At 57.1% G+C, this 16,921-nt stretch carries 25 protein-coding genes; 22 read left to right on the top strand and 3 right to left on the bottom strand.

Annotated elements, in window-relative coordinates:
* Positions 1–229, top strand: a 229-nt coding sequence (locus AMS69_RS18660) for a transposase (protein WP_155120007.1), incomplete at its 5' end; no start/stop codon positions are given.
* Positions 230–780: 551 nt separating this feature from the next.
* Here the strand turns inward: AMS69_RS18660 and AMS69_RS18650 are convergent.
* Positions 781–2,250 carry an orc1/cdc6 family replication initiation protein gene (locus tag AMS69_RS18650; protein WP_202904582.1) on the bottom strand — a complete coding sequence of 490 codons (1,470 nt, stop codon included), beginning with the start codon at positions 2,248–2,250 and terminating at the stop codon, positions 781–783.
* 229 nt (positions 2,251–2,479) lie between these two features.
* Here AMS69_RS18650 and AMS69_RS18645 point away from each other — a divergent pair, with 229 nt between their 5' ends.
* The 8 genes from AMS69_RS18645 (at position 2,480) to AMS69_RS18610 (ending at position 8,879) form a co-directional block, all read left to right on the top strand.
* Entirely contained in the window at positions 2,480–2,665 is a 186-nt protein-coding gene (locus AMS69_RS18645; RefSeq protein ID WP_053969536.1) for a hypothetical protein, read from the top strand.
* 342 nt (positions 2,666–3,007) lie between these two features.
* On the top strand, positions 3,008–4,048 hold the full coding sequence (locus tag AMS69_RS18640; protein ID WP_053969535.1) for a hypothetical protein: 1,041 nt from the start codon (positions 3,008–3,010) through the stop codon (positions 4,046–4,048).
* Between the two features lie 52 nt (positions 4,049–4,100).
* Positions 4,101–4,973 (top strand): DNA polymerase, encoded by an 873-nt coding sequence (locus AMS69_RS18635; RefSeq protein ID WP_053969534.1) that lies wholly within the window; start codon positions 4,101–4,103, stop codon positions 4,971–4,973.
* Positions 4,974–5,321: 348 nt separating this feature from the next.
* Positions 5,322–6,029 (top strand): DUF7437 domain-containing protein, encoded by a 708-nt coding sequence (locus AMS69_RS18630; protein ID WP_080508870.1) that lies wholly within the window; start codon positions 5,322–5,324, stop codon positions 6,027–6,029.
* A 9-nt stretch (positions 6,030–6,038) separates the two neighbouring features.
* The gene (locus tag AMS69_RS18625) at positions 6,039–6,569 is read left to right on the top strand and encodes a hypothetical protein (RefSeq protein ID WP_053969532.1); all 531 of its coding nucleotides are present in this window, start codon (positions 6,039–6,041) and stop codon (positions 6,567–6,569) included.
* 109 nt (positions 6,570–6,678) lie between these two features.
* On the top strand, positions 6,679–6,942 hold the full coding sequence (locus AMS69_RS18620) for a hypothetical protein (protein ID WP_053969531.1): 264 nt from the start codon (positions 6,679–6,681) through the stop codon (positions 6,940–6,942).
* Between the two features lie 150 nt (positions 6,943–7,092).
* The gene (locus AMS69_RS18615; RefSeq protein ID WP_053969530.1) at positions 7,093–8,052 is read left to right on the top strand and encodes an ArdC-like ssDNA-binding domain-containing protein; all 960 of its coding nucleotides are present in this window, start codon (positions 7,093–7,095) and stop codon (positions 8,050–8,052) included.
* 74 nt (positions 8,053–8,126) lie between these two features.
* Complete coding sequence (locus AMS69_RS18610; RefSeq protein WP_202904581.1) at positions 8,127–8,879, top strand: hypothetical protein; 753 nt, start codon at positions 8,127–8,129, stop codon at positions 8,877–8,879.
* On the opposite strand, the gene AMS69_RS18605 is transcribed toward AMS69_RS18610, so the two are convergent.
* Positions 8,864–9,739 carry an HNH endonuclease gene (locus AMS69_RS18605; protein WP_155120006.1) on the bottom strand — a complete coding sequence of 292 codons (876 nt, stop codon included), beginning with the start codon at positions 9,737–9,739 and terminating at the stop codon, positions 8,864–8,866. The genes AMS69_RS18610 and AMS69_RS18605 overlap by 16 nt on opposite strands.
* Positions 9,740–9,839: 100 nt before the next feature.
* Between AMS69_RS18605 and AMS69_RS18600 the strand changes: the two genes are divergently transcribed.
* From AMS69_RS18600 to AMS69_RS18575, 6 genes are read left to right on the top strand one after another with little or no spacing between them, the layout of a single operon-like run.
* Positions 9,840–10,781: a DUF6610 family protein gene (locus AMS69_RS18600; protein ID WP_053969528.1), complete on the top strand. Its 942-nt coding sequence runs from the start codon at positions 9,840–9,842 to the stop codon at positions 10,779–10,781.
* Positions 10,782–10,835: 54 nt separating this feature from the next.
* Positions 10,836–11,669, top strand: coding sequence for a DUF6884 domain-containing protein (locus AMS69_RS18595; protein ID WP_053969527.1), 834 nt, complete (start codon positions 10,836–10,838; stop codon positions 11,667–11,669).
* A gap of 44 nt (positions 11,670–11,713) precedes the next feature.
* Positions 11,714–12,394, top strand: coding sequence for a hypothetical protein (locus AMS69_RS18590; RefSeq protein ID WP_053969526.1), 681 nt, complete (start codon positions 11,714–11,716; stop codon positions 12,392–12,394).
* A 35-nt stretch (positions 12,395–12,429) separates the two neighbouring features.
* Positions 12,430–12,894: a hypothetical protein gene (locus AMS69_RS18585; RefSeq protein WP_053969525.1), complete on the top strand. Its 465-nt coding sequence runs from the start codon at positions 12,430–12,432 to the stop codon at positions 12,892–12,894.
* A gap of 37 nt (positions 12,895–12,931) precedes the next feature.
* The gene (locus AMS69_RS18580) at positions 12,932–13,696 is read left to right on the top strand and encodes a hypothetical protein (RefSeq protein WP_053969524.1); all 765 of its coding nucleotides are present in this window, start codon (positions 12,932–12,934) and stop codon (positions 13,694–13,696) included.
* On the top strand, positions 13,693–14,223 hold the full coding sequence (locus tag AMS69_RS18575; protein ID WP_202904580.1) for a hypothetical protein: 531 nt from the start codon (positions 13,693–13,695) through the stop codon (positions 14,221–14,223). The genes AMS69_RS18580 and AMS69_RS18575 overlap by 4 nt, the downstream gene beginning before the upstream one ends.
* Before the next feature lie 72 nt (positions 14,224–14,295).
* On the opposite strand, the gene AMS69_RS18570 is transcribed toward AMS69_RS18575, so the two are convergent.
* On the bottom strand, positions 14,296–14,538 hold the full coding sequence (locus AMS69_RS18570) for a hypothetical protein (RefSeq protein WP_053969522.1): 243 nt from the start codon (positions 14,536–14,538) through the stop codon (positions 14,296–14,298).
* Between the two features lie 202 nt (positions 14,539–14,740).
* Between AMS69_RS18570 and AMS69_RS18565 the strand changes: the two genes are divergently transcribed.
* The 7 genes from AMS69_RS18565 (at position 14,741) to AMS69_RS18535 (ending at position 16,859) form a co-directional block, all read left to right on the top strand.
* Positions 14,741–15,031 (top strand): hypothetical protein, encoded by a 291-nt coding sequence (locus tag AMS69_RS18565; RefSeq protein ID WP_053969521.1) that lies wholly within the window; start codon positions 14,741–14,743, stop codon positions 15,029–15,031.
* On the top strand, positions 15,028–15,342 hold the full coding sequence (locus AMS69_RS18560) for a hypothetical protein (RefSeq protein ID WP_053969520.1): 315 nt from the start codon (positions 15,028–15,030) through the stop codon (positions 15,340–15,342). Before AMS69_RS18565 ends, AMS69_RS18560 begins: the two co-directional genes overlap by 4 nt.
* A complete protein-coding gene (locus tag AMS69_RS18555; protein WP_053969519.1) occupies positions 15,333–15,539 on the top strand; it encodes a hypothetical protein in 207 nt (68 codons plus the stop codon). The genes AMS69_RS18560 and AMS69_RS18555 overlap by 10 nt, the downstream gene beginning before the upstream one ends.
* Positions 15,536–15,772, top strand: a complete 237-nt coding sequence (locus tag AMS69_RS18550) for a hypothetical protein (RefSeq protein WP_053969518.1) — start codon at positions 15,536–15,538, stop codon at positions 15,770–15,772. The genes AMS69_RS18555 and AMS69_RS18550 overlap by 4 nt, the downstream gene beginning before the upstream one ends.
* Positions 15,773–15,829: 57 nt before the next feature.
* Positions 15,830–16,195: a hypothetical protein gene (locus tag AMS69_RS18545; RefSeq protein ID WP_053969517.1), complete on the top strand. Its 366-nt coding sequence runs from the start codon at positions 15,830–15,832 to the stop codon at positions 16,193–16,195.
* A 231-nt stretch (positions 16,196–16,426) separates the two neighbouring features.
* Complete coding sequence (locus AMS69_RS18540; RefSeq protein WP_053969516.1) at positions 16,427–16,630, top strand: hypothetical protein; 204 nt, start codon at positions 16,427–16,429, stop codon at positions 16,628–16,630.
* On the top strand, positions 16,623–16,859 hold the full coding sequence (locus AMS69_RS18535; RefSeq protein ID WP_053969515.1) for a hypothetical protein: 237 nt from the start codon (positions 16,623–16,625) through the stop codon (positions 16,857–16,859). The genes AMS69_RS18540 and AMS69_RS18535 overlap by 8 nt, the downstream gene beginning before the upstream one ends.
* The last annotated feature ends 62 nt before the right edge of the window (positions 16,860–16,921 follow it).

Raw genomic sequence — 16,921 nt, 5'->3', positions numbered from 1 at the left:
GGGCGTGAGACCGCTGATCAAACATCGTGAGTTCCGACCCATCGATCACGCGCACAACGCGCGGATCGATGGGCCTCGATACCGCCAACGAGCGATGTGTGAGACCGTCTTCTCCACGATCAAGCGCACGCTCGGCGACGCCGTGCGTGCGCGAACTTGGTACGGTGAATTTCGTGAACTCGTCCTGATGTGTGCGGTTCACAACATCAAGCAATCTCTAAAACAGTGAAATCGAACCACGTCTGGCGATTCACCACGGCCGTGGAGGCTCAAGTCCGAGAGGTGATCGTGTACTCGCCTACGTTTCAACGGTTCGCTACCGTGATTTCGAAGAACTTCTTGATACCGTTCATGACATCCTCCCCGCCGTTCACCACGGGAGGATATCGCATAAGAACAGCGGGCCATCTCAACAAGAGGTATACTAATTTGGGGGCAACGGGCGAACACATTGATATGGGGGTGTCTGGTTATCTGTTCTACTACTGATTCTGTTTCGATAAAACAATATGCAAATTTAGGAGGTCGATGTTACTCGAAGAATAAAGGCCTCAAAAATTCGATTTCCGTGATTTCAACGGTTTCTAAGATTCTCGGGGGTAATCACACATCGATAGAGGGGTGTGACAAGCGTCTGACGGAGAGAGCGGTGTTTCATCCTACTAATTTGACTTAACTAGAGTGTGCTCCAGAGGTATGTGCCGTAGTAGCGTTTACTATATACACATCGATAGAGGGGTGTCTTCCCAGCTTTGGTGGCAGTACAATGAAACTGGTTTTCTAGGTTTGATTTCGGATCTGGGCTTTCACCACAGACTCGACCGCATCGGTAGATACCATATCGATACGTGAATCTTCACGAAGCGTTTCAAGAATTGTCTCGGGTCGCTCACCAAACTGAAATTCTAAAAACATCCCAGATGTTGGGCCATGGCTCCGCCGCTCGAAATCAACGAGTGAATACGTCGTCAATTCCTTCATTTTATTCACATACGTTTCTTGATGGTACTGGTCAGCCTCGAGCGACTCAGTAAGAAATTGGTAGACACGATACCCGGTTGTGCTTCTAGCAGTCCCATCGTTAGCTTCGGCAGCGACCGTTGCTGTCGCGTAGAGAGATAATTTTTTCTGGGTGCTAATACCCCGAACGACCTCGAGGACGCGGTTCTTTTCGACCTTTTCTTGAGCTTCTCGGACGTGTGCTTCTTGAACGCGATCATCCCCTTCGCGTTCGGCAAGTTCACCAGCAACGCGGATGAGGTCGATCGCCTTCCTGGCGTCACCGTGTGTTTGCGCTGCAAAGGCTGCTGTAAGAGGGATAACATCGTCATCAACGACATCATCGTGAAAGGCGTCTTGCCGTCGACGGAGGATTGCCTGTAGCTGGTTTGCGTCGTAGTCATTGAAATGAACATCTTCCGGAGTGAACGAACTCAGTGCTCGGCTTCCCACAGACTCCATCATCCTAGTATCGTTAGATATTGCAACCACCGAAATGTATGCCGTGAGGTCGTCGTTAGCGCCAGCTCGCGAGAGTTGATATAGAAGCCGCGAAAATGCTGGCTCCTGTTTATCGCGACGGCCGACAAGCATATCGAGTTCATCAAGCACGAAAGCAACAGAATCGAAATGTTCGTTCACAATCCGATAGAGTTCGTCCCATTTTTCTTTCGTCGCAACGCCATGTTTTGGGACTTCGACATCCACGCCAGCTTGGTCAGCTGCCTGTTTTGCCAGTTCATAGACTGCAACCCCAAGGGTGTCGAGGTCTTGGCAGTTGACCTCAATCGTGCCAAAGCTGATATCGCGAGATTTACAGATACGGCTGATGTTGTTACAGACCGCTTTCGTAATAAGTGACTTGCCGGTTCCGGACGGCCCATAAAGGAAAAGATTTGGAGGTCGATTATCCCCAAGTGCGACACGAAGCATCTTAGTGACTTCCTGAAGTTGCTCGTCACGGCCGACGATCCGATCCTCTTCAACGACATAGTTTGGGTCGAGAAGCGACCGGTCACGAATCAGTCCGTCCTGTTCATCGAATTCAAGTAGCATATCCTCGATCGACTGGGAGGAATCGTCAGAGCTGAAATTAGTTGACGGCGATTGTTCATCGATAGTTGAGGCGTTATTGGACGTCGGCTCCGGTTCGGGTTCAGCCGTATTAGAAGAAAGGTCTGCTTGTGTCGTGATCTCGTCCTCCGGTGCTCCCGAATTATCTCGAGAACCATCGGAGTCGTCAGTACCCATATTGGAGAGCATACGGGCAAGTTATAAAAAATGTTCGCCACCCCTATCGAAGTGTGATCTCTCGTTTCAGTACATTATTCAAGCCAATAGCGGATATTCAGATAGAGCCCTTGGTAATATATCTAACGCCTGGCGAAGTGTTCCAGTAACAATAGGGATGAAACACACACCTCTATCGATGTGTTCATCTCTCCAAGGGTGAAGGGGTTGATCAAGCATCTAATGCCTAATGGAGTGGTTCAACGACAACAATAGGAGAAACACACACCCCTCTATCGATGTGTTTGACTTATCCGAGGAGGGGGGGCTTGATCGGATAATTCATCACGTGAAGAAGGCACAAGAGACATCAGACCGTACGATTTCACAGGAGAGGGTAACCGACAACGTGAATACAGCCTTGATGAAACCATAGAAATTGTCGGTCGCTTTTCTTTCTTCTAGTTTTCTAGAACGAACATACACACACCCCTCTATCGATGTGTTCTATGTGTTGTACCTATTTGCATTTCTGTTTCTTGCGTTACGACATATCTGATGCTGGTTATATTATCGTCTACTCCGCTATTTTAGCGGTAATACGGCCTCTCTATCCCATTTTTATTCGATTGTTATTCTAATTCGAATCCTTCCAGCTGTCAATCCCTTCTACTAGAACAGATCGAACACATCGATAGAGGGGTGTCTGTCCATTCGATGAAGCTCTCCCTGTCTGGAGCGCCAGTGGCAATTTTGTGTTCCTCTGGCGGGTGAGAGGATGACTGACCACAGACTCGGTACGTTCGGAGACGGAGACAGCGCCGACAACGACCTCACTCCCGATGCGGTGAACATCGCTCGATGTGCGACGGCGTGTCGCGCGCCCAATCGCGACGGAGCCAGTTGGGCATCCCCGGACAAGGACTGGGGCCTCACAACGCAGCGGCCAGCGTCGACGACCAACACGTCGGCTGGTCGAGCAAGTAAACAGCAAACTCGGTGGGTTGTCGACGGCGACGTCGGAGAGTACGTTGAGCAATACGCGACTGGCGACTGCCTCCAGATTCCAGCCACGTACGGCGACTTCAGTTCAGTCGACACACGAGTCACATTCATCGACGGACTTGCAGACAGCTACGGGTACGGGATCGACGCCCAAGCACTCGAAAAGGCACTTCGAGTCCTTACCGGCGGTGGGCGGTACACGGCGTCGAAATACTCTGCAATCCCGTGTGGGAAGCAGCCGTGGATCTTAACCGGGCCGGAGGGCACGCTCCTGTGCAGCTGTATGCCCGTCGAGCGGCCGGAGAACCCATACACGAGGGAGCTTCGGACGCCGGAAACGACCCTGCAGATCGAGGAGCAGAACCAAGCAGTCCTCACGGGGGCTGCTGAGTTTGCACACCTCCTGTCGGATGCGCTCGGTGTCAGTATCGAGACGATAGACTATCACTCAACTGCCCGGGACGAGGCTCGGCACTCATTCGTCGGAGAGGAAGACAAGTTCACGATCAAAGCCAGCGACTTGGCACAGTTGCACGGGTTGACGAGCGATCCGTCGGTCATTCAAGGGACAGTCAGCCGTGGAGTCCAACCCACCAACGGTGGCGACACAGTCTCAGTCGAGTGGGACGGCCCCGAGCATCCAGTCGGATATCTCGATGGGGGTGATGTAGTCGCTGGCTACGAATTTGCGTGGGAGCAGCCCGACGAGTCACTAGAAGATGTTGCCGTCGTCCGAGAGTACCGAATCACGCAGAACCACTCGCGTTGGACAGTCGACTACCGGACGCATCGCCTCGCATCGGTGGTCCCTTAGCAGCCTCAATGGTAGATTTTGTGGCCCCTCCGGGAAGTGGAGGGTAATCGAGATGTCACAGTCAACAGCGGCCAGTAGCACCGAAGCAGCAACCACAGACACCGAAATGGGCGCGTCAGAAACAGCGGATGAGACACCAGCGGACGTGGATTCCACGGATCTCCTGACGCTCGACGCCCCACAGTATCTCCAGATGAGCGGAGACGTGCAGTTGTTCGACCAGATATTCTCGGCAGTAAGTACGGTCACAGACAAGGCACGACTGGGGATTGGGGACTCTGGGATTGCGATTCGAGCAGCTGACCGGCAGGGACACGCGATGGTCGATCTGCGCGTCGCTGGGAGTTCGTTCAGTTCTTTCGACGCGGCGACAGGGACGCTCGGGGTAAATGTCGAACGGGTTCGAGATGCACTCTCGATCAGTAATGCAGGTGACCTCGCACAGTTTGCACTCGATGCAGCGAATAGCACACTGGAAATCGACATCGACGGAATAACGCGCACTATCGAACTGGACTCGGTTGAATCGCTCCGCTACCCTGTTGAAATGCCGGATATTGATATTCCAGCGACCGTCCACCTGAGTCCAGACGATATGTCGCTTGGACTCTCGGCAGCGGATATGCTTGGCGACCGGTTTGACCTCACGGTAGATTCTGAGGCCGGAGAGATGCGGTTCGTCGCAAGCGGAGACACTGACAGCATGACCTACCGCCGAGCGAAGACTGATCTCATCGCCTTCGAGCCTGCGGATGTAGAGGTGAAACTGGATTCATCGTTAGTCAAATCGGCCCACGCTGGTCTTCCAGACGGCACAAACCGGGTGTTACACATCGGAGACGGGGTCCCGCTCGTGCTCAGATCGGAGTTCCCCGACGCCGATGGAGCGATGCAATTCGTGATAGCGCCGAAGCTCCCGAACTGACGCGGCTCCCCGTGGTTTTGCGGAAACAGTACCGCTGGCTAACCAACAGCGACCGCTGTACTTCTACATTGTTGGTTAGCGCTAATATGACCGGAGAAGCAACTGTCACCTTGTATATATGTAATCACAGGGAGCTCGCGACAAGAACAAATCGACGAATCGTTGTCTCAGGCCGCTTTCAGCGGGTTTGAAGTCCTCATCCGGCCTCTTGTCGCACTTATTTCCCGGAGAGATCCCAGTGGACTAACGATATACTGGGCGTGTTACCGAGCCCTTCACCCGGGCAATGTCACAGTTGTTGACAGCTGCAGCAATAGTCTGAAGTTCATGGACTACGGACTAACTAGTATGACCTCTGACCACAATCACGTTCGTCCGGATGGTGGGATTGACGCGTTGGATCCGCCACCGATGGATATAATGGACGAAGAGACGCTCAAGCCAGAGACACTAGCTCAGAACGCTGCTCGGCTCGAAACCATTGTCCAACTGCTCAACCACCCGGCATTGGCTCGCGTCTACGTCTACGTGTGTTACTGGGGACCGGTTGCGCCACCGGAGATCATGGACGCACTCGATCTCTCGAAATCGACCACTTATGAGTACGTTGATCAGCTGGTTGACCTCGGCTTGGTCGATCGCGATGATTCGACGCGCCCTCAGGAACTGACTGCTGACCCGGTAATCATCGTTGAGCAGTACGTCCCGATTGTTATCACGCCAACCGTTCTCCACGCCCTTGCGCTTCAGGAAGTCGACGAAGACGTTGAGTATTTCATGGACCGCTACGGTATTGGAAAGCTCATTGCTGCATTACGGGGTGCTGGACTCCACTTCGCGGGCAAGACAACCCAACGGATGGTCGCCACTGATATCGACGTTCGCGAGACAGAAGCGATGATGATCATCTACGCGCTGAAACCGACACTGGCTGTCGGTCAGGAGCATGACCCGTTCTTCAAGTATCTCTTCCCAGATGTATATGATACAATTGATCTCCCTGACCTTGATGAAATATCTGGTGCCCCGGCCCGTACGTCGGACCCCGATAGGTGAGTCTCTCGGATGGGAACCGACATACCGTTCGCTGCCGACCAAGACGTCCTCGTTGACGCAAACATATTCTATGCGATCGGCCGTCCCTCGAACTCTCAGTATCGACGCTTTCGGAGTGCAATTCAGAACGCCGGCGTTATCTGTAAACTCCCACAGCGCGTGATCGGTGAACTCGGTGGAGCAAAGACGGACCGCGTCCAAACAGCGCTCAACGAGGGCTGGGCCACAATCATAGAGGCTCCATCGCCGGCGGATGGAGACGCTGTCGCTGGGAGCGATATCGCCAGACGAACCATTGCGAACGAAACCGAGCAAGTTGAACACGAGGTAGAGAAAACCGATGCGATTCTCGCCGGGTTGGCCATCCAGTACGTCAGAGACCGGGAAACGACAGGTGTTGTCGTACTCACTGATGATAAGCCAGCGAAGAAGGGGATCGAGAAGGCAGTCCGAGCGCAGGGGTATACGGACTCAATCGCTGTCTACGGATTGGCGGACATCATCGGCGACGATCCCGGAGATTCCATGCGCCTGATCTAGTGGTTTTGCGGAAACGGTGGTGTGTCCTAACCAACATCCCCTGCAGTGCTTCTCAATTGTTGGTTAGCGCTAATTTTGTGTCTCCCAGTCGAGTGAGGGATTCTCCACTATGGACCCGACCGAAACAGTTCCAGACTACGAGCGTTTCGAGCGCGAACAGATCGCACAGGACCGCGACCGGCAGCGTCCCGATACCGTTGAGATCGACGAGCCACGGAGCCGCGACGTAGTCACTCGTCTGCTTGCGGAGGGCGTGGTTGAGCCGATTCCAGAGCAAGAAGTCTTGCAGCACGTCCCGTCCGGCAAGTGCTTCGACTCGGACTTAGCGCTGGTGTACTTCCATGAGGGCTGGGAGGCGCAAAGCAAGGAGTAGCCAACTCGCAGGCTAACCAACACACTGCCTGATATACCAGTTAGTGTTGGTTAGTGGCAAGGTCCCTTCTCACTGAGCTACAGCGTCGATTTTCTGACCCCCAGTGGAGGTGCGGGGGCGTGCCCGAGAGCGCGTCCCGGAGATAGACCAATGTCAACGATACAGTCAGACACTCCAGAGCAGTCTAGCCAGCAGAGCACCTGCACATTCGACGATTCGGACTCCCGAGACGACGAGATGCGCGAGCAGCTTGACTCGTGGGTCGAAGATCTTGCCGACCTCACGAACGAGGCACAGGCCAGCGAGCAGTTCCAGGAGTGGCTTGACGTGCAGTCGAAGTTCCACGACTACAGTGCCCGGAACACCCTGCTCATCAAGCTCCAGTGTCCCGAAGCGACCCGCGTTGCGGGGTACAATACGTGGCAAGACGAGTTCGACCGGTACGTCCAGAGCGGCGAGGATGCAATCTGGATCTGGGCTCCCATCATCACGAAGAAGTGCCCCGAATGCGGGAACTCACCGTCGTACCACGAGAACACGGACTGTGAGTACGACGAGACAGGCCCCGAGGAGTGGCGGCGGGGGCTAGTCGGATTCCGGCCAACGTCGGTGTTCGATGTCTCCCAGACCGAAGGCGAGCCGCTTCCTGAACTGGAGACGGAAGCTCACGGCGACCCGGATGGACTCGTTGAGGACCTGTTGGATGCAACCGACGAGATCGGCGTCGACGCACGAATCGTTGCTCCAGCGGAGTGGGAGCATGGGTCTGCTCGGGGCGTCTGCCAGCGTCGGAGCGTCGTGACTACGAATCCAATGGTCGAAGCGGTCGACCGGGACAATCGGGCCGCTCTTGCGAGTACACTCATCCACGAGTTCGCCCACGCTGCTCTTCACTTCGATGTCGACGATGAGACGGAGCGCTCGAAGCGAGAGGTCGAAGCCGAGGCGGTCGCCTACGTCGTGAGTCGCCATTTCGAGTTGGACCCCGATAACTCGGCGTTCTACTTGGCGGCGTGGGACGGCGACGCACCGGAGACGTTGCAGGACCGGCTGAACCGTATCTCATCGACTGCGGCGGAGCTGATCAACGCCGTCGAAGGTGAGAGCTGAGAAGGAGCGGTGTCTTTCCAGACGTGCTTGAGAGCCGTATTTTGTGACTCCCTTGGTGGGTGAGGGAGTCGAATATGCGTTCCACAGCAGCGTCAGGTGGCAGTCCTGTCGGACAGTTTCTGAGTGTCTTAGCAGATTTGCGTGACCAGATCGGAGGGCCGTACTACCTCGGGGATGTCACTGGTCGGTTGGATTGGCCTGACCGAGGAGTGTACTTCTTTTTCTCGCCAGCAAGCGACCTTCGCGCAACGACAGCGGTCGATTGGCGACTCTCCCGAATCGGCACCGTCGGCGTCAGTGAAGGTTCGTCGAACACACTCTGGAACCGGCTCCGGCAGCACCGAGGCAACGTCCAGGGCAAGTACGCCGGCGGCGGGAATCACCGAGGCTCAATCTTCCGCTTGCACGTCGGGCGCGCACTGATCGAGAAGCACGGCTGGCACGACGAGTGTCCCCACTGGGGCGAGCAGAATCCCGACGCCGAGACGACCGCTGTTCGCGAGCAGGAACACGAACTCGAACAGCGCGTTTCAGAATATATCCGGGATCTGCCGCTTCTCTGGGTTGACGTTCCGGGCAAGCCCGGACCCGAGTGTGACCGAGCGGTGATCGAAGCGAACGCCATCGCGATGGTGTCGAGGGATCGTCGATCTGCAGGGCCGTCAGACCTCGACTGGCTAGGGTATCACTCGCCGCAGTCCGAAGTGTATCAGTCTGGGCTATGGAATGTCCGGCACGTCTCTGACTCGTTTGACCCGTCGGTCGTGGACGAGTTGTCAGCGTATATCCCGTCAACGGAAGCGCTGGATCATCAGTCGAGAATCTGAGGCTGGGAGATATGATTCCGCAGCGAGAACTCAGTACGCTCGACTACGACCCCGTAGGCAATCCCGGCTAGTGGCGCAACCACGGGAAGCCACGCCAGTACTGATATGAACGGCTCCACCGAGAATGCCTGCCAGATTCCAGCGTACATCAAAACAACGCAGACAGATGCAACGGCTGTCGACAGCCGCCAGCGGACTCCAGCAACAAGCCCGGCCAGCGGGAGGCCATAAAATGCTACGTCACCCACAGGCGAGGGGAAAGGAATGGCGACAGCAATCGCACAAAGATATCCCAGAAACATCGCTGTGCCTCCAACAAATGCGATGGCTAACTGTCGCCATCCAGCACGATCATCGGTGTCGTCATGGTCGGACTGCTCGTCGCTTTCCTGTGTTGTCGTGTTGACTGGAAGAGGACTCGTCGACCGTGTCTGGACATGGTTGACTTCTACACGCGAGACATCACGAGACTGCCCGCTGTCTTCAGTCTCTTCTCCTTCGACTTCCTCGGTAATCGGAACGTCACTCTGCAACGCAAGCACTCTGTAGGTGTCCTCTTCGGGACTGTCTGCTGGCTCTTGTCTGGCTGACTCCGGCAGGTTTAGTCGGCCCGCCTGCTTCACATCGCTTTCGCAGAACGCACACACTGTCAGGAGATTCGTCGTTTTGTTCGTTCCACCGTCCTCGGCAGGGACCCGTCGCAAAACCTCCAAGTCTTCCGGTTGGTACTGAGTGCTACAGTTGGCGCAGGTGTTGTCATCCAACTGCTTCCGGAAGACAATCCGGTACGCCCAGTCTGGGGGGTAGTCCCCCTCGTAGTTCTCAGGGTCGTCGTATTGCGATTCGATGCCTTCCTTCATTCTGGTAGACACTTCTTCCCGTCTCCGTATTTAACCCGGGGGGTTGTTTTTTGCCGCGCCTGCCAGCTGGGCGCGCCGGTCGGTGCGCTCGGTGCTTTTCATGTCTTCAGAGGCGCGACATTCCTGGTCAGCGGCGGCAATCAACGATGCACAGCAGGCTGAGTGGGTTGGGTTCCTCCACCGAGAACCGTTCGTAATTGATGCTTACCGGCTTGGATTCACCGTCGGCGTTCGCGAGGACTACAGCTATCAGTCATCGCTGCGGAACGTCGACGTCCCGATAGAGATGCTGGATAACGACTTCCGGAATCCAGACTTGGACCGATATACCGAACGCTTCGAGCAGTACGAGCCATCGGTCGGGATGCTCGGCGACGCATACAACCAGCAGGAAGCGCGACGGTACAACCAAGCCGCACGGGAACTGAAACGGAAGTTTCCGGGGATAGAGGTCATCATCGTCCCGAAGTGCCACGAGGCAATCAAGGAGATCGACGACGACATTGTACTCGGCTACCCGATGGGGTACTCCGATCAGACAGCCGACGAGTACACGGACATCGTGGACTGGCGCGGACGGCGCGTGCATCTGCTGGGCGCAAGTCCGACGAAGCAGTATCCGGTGATTGAGGAGCTAACACAGCCGCGTGTAACTGGTGAGGAGCCAGCTGATATCGTCGGCGTGGACTGGAACGGCATCCATCTGGCGGCGCTGCATGGCGAGTACTTTTCGCCACACGGCTACGGGAGTGCAGACCACCTCTCAATCCGGGAGACGGTTCGAGAGAGTCTGAGACACATCAAATCATACTGGAAATCGCAGGGTGTGTGGCCCACCACAGAGACGGATCGGAATCCGCTAACAGCGGAACCGATGGACCCCGTCTGGGCCGCTGACGGGTCAAGAGCGACTGGAGACGGTCTCGAAGATGCGATTGTCGTCGAGTACGAAAACGGACAGACGCTCGCATACCGGAACCAACACGAGCGAGACAGAATCGAATACCGGGCAGGACTCACTCCCACCGAGGGGCACACGTAGGACAAGGTGTGCACTCTAGAGGTTTTGTGGCTCCCAGTGGGGTGAGGGAGACAGATGACTGCTACACAGACTGAGCGGACTCGTGGCCGCTTCGTACTTATCGGGTGCGGCGATGCGAAAACCGACCAGCCAGTTGCGGCTCGCGATCTGTACACTTCGTCGTACTTCTCGGTCAAGCGATCGTATGCCGAGGCAGCTGTCCAATGGGCTCGAACTGCTGGTCGGCGGGCGAACTCATGGGGCATTCTCTCTGCGGAGCACGGGATCTTGATGCCTCGGCAGACGGTTGCTCCGTACGACACGACCATCGAAGACCTGCGTGACGAACCTATTGAGGGCGAGTCACACTATTGGCTCCCGTCGGGGGAGCGGGCTGAGAGCCGACTAGATCGCTGGGCACTTCGCGTTCACTCGGCGCTGGCCGATTGGCTCCGCCGGCCCTACGCCGCCGATCAGAAGGACTCTCCGTGTCGAGAACTGGTCGTTCTGGCCGGCAGTGACTACATCGACGCATTGCGTGAGCGGGGGATTTTCGATGGACGGCCAACTGCGATTCGGACTGGCCGGGAGACACACACTGCCCTCCCGCCGAAGGCAACCGTCCGGTTCCCGTTTCAGGAGCGCGACTTCGACGGGATGTTCGACCAGATGGAATGGCTTTCAGACCGCACTGAGGAGCTTGAAGCAGCTGCAAAGCCGGCCCGTCGAACAGAACTCACAGCCTTCGACGGCGGCTTCGAGCGCGAGTCTGCTACGTGGCAAGCCAGTCACAGCGGCGTTGACGTCGAAGGGACCGAGCAGGCAGGTCTGGATGCGTTCGAGACCGTCCCTGAGCGGTTCCTTGCCACGAGGCAGACGAGCCTTACGACCGACGGCGAGGAAGAATAGCCCCCTGCAGTGAGTGATTTTCTGTTCCTCTGGGGGGTGAGAGGATGACAACAACTGATCCGACTCAGGACCGAGATGAACAGCCAGACCAACAAGCCGGGTTCAACTTCAACAAGCCAGATCAAGAACACGAAATCGAGGCGTCGTACTCGTGGGAGTATGTCGACACTATCTACATGGACGAGGACGGCGAACTCGTCCGCTCACAGGATACCGACGGCTACTACTGTAACGACGAATCGTTCGAGTGCACCTGTGGGGAGACATTCGGTTGTGAGGCAGAAGCGAAGGCACATATTCGCGACAAGGCCTTCCAGGGCCCGCCGGTGCCGGTTGCCGGACACCCGGAAGAATTGCGTTGGGAAAACGAAGCGGTGACTGGATTCGACGAGCGTGTCGAATACATTCCAGATGTAGCGAACACGGCCGGCAAAGTTGTTGAGGGAGCTGACTTCCTGATCGCAACGGCACGAGCGACGCTGACGCCGCCGGCCAACCACGAGTTCGGCGACTGGGAGCCACTGCAATCTGGCCGCCTGTCGAACCATTGTGGCGACCCGCTGTTCTCGGCACGGCTCTTGTCGAAGACCATCGCGACGCTCTCGACGGGGCATCAGTACGTCCCAGACCGGTACACGCTGTATTTCCGCGGGCACACAGCACTGTATTTGGAGGGGCCGAGTGGCGGTATCATCGTCGCTGAGCGGCTGCCAAGCCTCGACTGACGCGGCAGTTTTCTGTTCCTCCGGCGGGCGAGAGGATGACAGAGCATACATCCGAAACCAGCGATGCATCGCCTGCAAGCAGCGCCGTATCGACGGTCGACGAGCAACCGATTCCGGTCGTCAAGCCCCCTTCGCCGTTTGTCTGGACGGACGACGTGGTGCCTGCATTCGACGGCGCCGTGACCGTTCGCCCAGAAGATGCTCGGTATCCAATCGCTGCAACGGTTGTTGACGGCGCTGCGTATCTTGTCGCAACGGCCCGGGAGACGTTTACTCCGCCAGCTGACTACCGATTCCAGTCCTGGGACGAACTCCAGTCTGGCCGCCTTGCACTCCGGTCGGGCGAGCCACAGTTCCCGCCAGCGGATGTGAGCCGTGCAATCGCAACGCTTGCTAAGCGGCCCACGTACCGGCCAGAACGGTTCACGGTCTTCTACCGGGGCTCAGAACCGCTCTACATTGAGGGGCCAGACGCCGGCATCGTCATCATCCCGTGGTGACTCTGGGTAGTTTTCTGTTCCTCTGGCGGGTGAGAGGATGACCCACTCAGCATCGACACGACCGCAGTCGTTCCAGCATCGCCCGCCAACAGACACAAGAGAGTGTTCCTGTCCGATCCACGCTGACAGTGATCCGTTCACGGCACCGCTTGGGGTTCGATTCGCTGACCACGTCGTTGTTGAGCCAATCGACAGAGAAACCGCAGCCGCCGTGTACGAGGCGCATCACTCTTATATGGGCTCGCTCCCGTCAGTCAATCTCGCCCACCACGGACTGTACTTTCAGGGCTCGCTGGTTGGGGCAATCACGTATCGGTATCCGCTCATCTCGAAGAAGCGAATCCGGTACGGCGTCGACGGTGAACTTTGTCCCGAACCAGTCGAGATCGACGATCTTCCAGCGGAGATTCGAGCGACTGCCCGGCGAGTCCTCCCGTCAGCGGACAAGCCCATCGTCGACAGTGAGGTAGTCGCCGGCGACACAATCGTTGAGGCCGCACGGATTTGTCTCGGTGTCCGGATGCCAAACCTCGCTTCAGCGGCGTTGGCCCGCTCGCAGGACCGATTCTTAGCGGGCGACGACCGCGACACTCGCTTCTTGTTGACGTGGGTGCGCTCAGACTACGATGGCGCGATGGTTCGAGCGCTGAAAGACAAGGGCTGGACCTGTACCGGCTATCGCGAGCCGGGGCAGGCAAGCAATCGGGAAGACAAGTCGATCCGCGAGCGGCACAAGTGGCGGTTTCTCTGTCCTGTTGAGACTGCTCGCGAGCAGTCAACACTTGCACGGTGGTCTGCATGACCGACATCCAGCCCGACGCAACGGCTGACCGGTGTCGGTTCTGCGGGGACAGGACAGCCGATATTTTCGGCGAGGCACGCAGCTATGTCCGGTGGCCCGACGAGATCGACCGAGCGGATGGTCTGTTCCGGTTTACGATCTGCGAGCAGTGTGCGCTCCAGCGGCGGTCCAACGTCGAGCAGGCGGCTTCGCTCTTCCACGAGGCAGATCGAGACTACCTCCTTACGTGCGCTGTCTGTGGGGCTGTTGGCTGCCAGTCTGCAAGCACTCGTCGGCCAGCAGCGGACACGTACCGGATTGCGAGTATCATCACCTGGTCGGTGACGATCAACGGCTTCGACGGAGCAACGCGCTCTTGTGTTGATTGTAGTCCCATTGTGCCCATAGAGTGTGTCAAGTCTCCGGATCGGACGTACAACGACGCAGTGCCCCGTCTCGTTGAACCGCCGTTTGACTCAGTTACGGAGACAGCGGACGACGCTCCAACCGACAGTGAACAAGTTGAGATCGGCGGCTGGGTCGGCTAGCTGGGAGCGGATTTGTGCCAGATGAGTTCGTTTCCCTGTTGTGTGGGCAATACAGGTCGTGGACCTACCGAATCACAGTATTTCGTCATCCCCGTACCACCGCCACAAGTCAAGCCCACACCAGCAGGTGTACAGTAGAGAGAGGGGAGCAACGATGTAGAATGGGTCCACATTGGCTATAATCAGATTCAATGAGTAGGTCCCCGGCGGGGCGTACAAGACAGTACCAAGAAAGACAGCGACGCCAACGGTGACGTTGGACAGATGCCAGAACCACCCGTCGGCGCGAACGATTGCATTCCCGATAGCATCCATACGGGTACTTCCAATGGGACTCAAGATAAGATTGTTGTCGAGCAGAACGGTTCTGGGGACTAACGTTGCAAATTGGCATCAGTAAACTCGCAGGCAGACTGAACGGGCATTTCGGGCACCTAAGTAGGTAAATAAACCGAATACATAGCCCCCTCAGGCCTAATTTTGTGTTCCTCTGGCGGGTGAGAGGATGTCTCGAAATATGTCTTGTCGTGGCCCAGAAGACCTGTCTCGGTCAACCACTCCGCAGTTCGTCGAGTCCATCGCGAGAACTGTTCGAGTGCAGTCTGACAGTACCGACGTTGAGGCTGCTGTCCTCCGTGCTGTGGCTCGGCGCTCGGACAGCATTGCCCTCCCGGACGTACTCGAACTTCGCTCACTGCTGGACGTCGACGGCGAGCAAGCCGACACTCTAGAGGAACGAGTCCGGACCATTATCAGCGCTATCGACGCCGAACTCGCTGGCTGGGACCGCCAGGAGGCTCTTGCATGACGCCAGCGGAAACAGCGACGTTGGGCGATTTCGGTGCTGGTGGCCCTCGATCTGATGTCCTGATCGACACGGAGGCCGCAGCACAGGAGGCCGTCGCCGGCGAGTGGGAATTTCTCGCTGCCGGGAACGACACAATCGGCTGGCACATCCCCGACACCGGAGCCACAATCCTGCTCAAACGAGGTGATGCTGGCTGGAGGCTCGAACGCGCAACCAAACTGGTTGGGACCCGAAGCACACTCGATGCGGGTCTGGAACTCGCCCACACCTACATGGCAGATCGACCGGCGGGAGCAGCGACATGGCGATGATCGAGCGCGACAGCTGGCATCGCGAGGAATGCCATCGCGTTCCGGCCGCACTGGCACGGGCCCGGTTCTGGCAGTCGGTTGCGCCACACAAGATCGGGTTCTGGGAAGCCGTCGACGAGACGCTGCTGGCTCACTACCCCGACTGTCGGTACACGCGCAAAACAACACTCGATGACTTCCGGGGAGAGGACGCATGAGCGACGCCGACCCGATTCTCAACAAACTCCCGCCAGAGCGGCTGTTGGACGCCGATCATCTCCAACCAATCGTGGCTGGCATCAACTGTATGCACTCAATCGAGACGATCCAGCGGTATCTCGCCCATGAGAACCAGCACGAAAACCGGACGCCAGTCCAGTCTCGCCTTCGAGAGCGGGCACGCGAGATCCGTCGCGACGAATCGGACACCGAGGAGCAAGCCGCCACGTAATTTCTGTGCCCCAACGGGGTGAGGGGCGTCCCACTGCGGGCGCTTTCCCGACCGATCATGACTGAAAGCAAGACAGACGAGACAACTGCAAAGCAGTGCGACGACCTCGATATCGACCCCGACGCGGTAGATATCGGTGATGGGCTGAAAACAGCCGAAGACGCGCCCGAAGTTGTTGTTGGTGGTGTCGACGCCGAAAACAAGCGCGTGAAGGTGTACTCTTCGTCCGGCGAGCTACGGATCAACCGCTGGGTCAGCATGGACCTGTTCAGCGTCCACTCTCCAAACGAGGACATTCAGACTGACGCCGACCGGGAAGAGTGGCTGAACGAGACGCTACCGAAGAAGGCGACGCATATCGACGGGAACGTGTACCCACTCAGGTATGCCATCGACGAGAACGGGAATGTGATCGCAAAGTAACTGAGGAGGCATACCAGCTCTTCTTTCGCTTCATCACACGCTCACGGTTCCCGAGCGCAAGCGCTCGGGGACACGCTCCACCTTGGACCGGCAGGCCGGTCCGGCGGTCCCGCTTCTGGAGGCAGGGAGGGTTCATCGCGATAAATCGGATGGCTGTGAACGAGCCATCGTGTAATTTCTGTGCCCCTTGGGGGTGAGGGGCGTCCCGCTGCGGGCGCTCTGCTACTGATCATGAGTGAGAACAAGACAGCCGAGACAACTGCACAGCAGTACGACAACTACCCCGATCCCGACGCTATCGTTCACTTTGGCGATGTCTCGGAGGAACTGGTCGAGTTGGTTGAGGAAACGCTGGAAACGTCCGAGTTCCTGTCGACCTCTCGCGACGACCTGCCCGAAACGACACTACTCGTCGAGGCGGTCGGAAATGAGTGACGACCAGCTGTTCATCGTCGTGGAGGGCGTTGGGCCAGCAGACTTTCCTGAGAACGAGGCGAGTTCCACCAAGCAAGACGAGGCCGTTGCTCTCGCGAACGATATCCATGATCTGATTCGTGAGGAGTACGGCAAGGAGGAGATTGAGGGCGTCATCCCGGTGGTCAATCCCGACGCCCACGAGCAGATGCAGGAAACTCTAACTGGGCGGCGAGAACGCAATTTTTAGCCATAATGATGGCTACAACGTCTACTTAGTCAGTGTGTCCACTGACCGGTTGTTTCAGCCAG

The sequence above is a fragment of the Haloarcula rubripromontorii genome, from assembly GCF_001280425.1.
GTDB lineage: Archaea > Halobacteriota > Halobacteria > Halobacteriales > Haloarculaceae > Haloarcula > Haloarcula rubripromontorii.
This window is presented reverse-complemented; position numbering and strand designations above follow the sequence as displayed.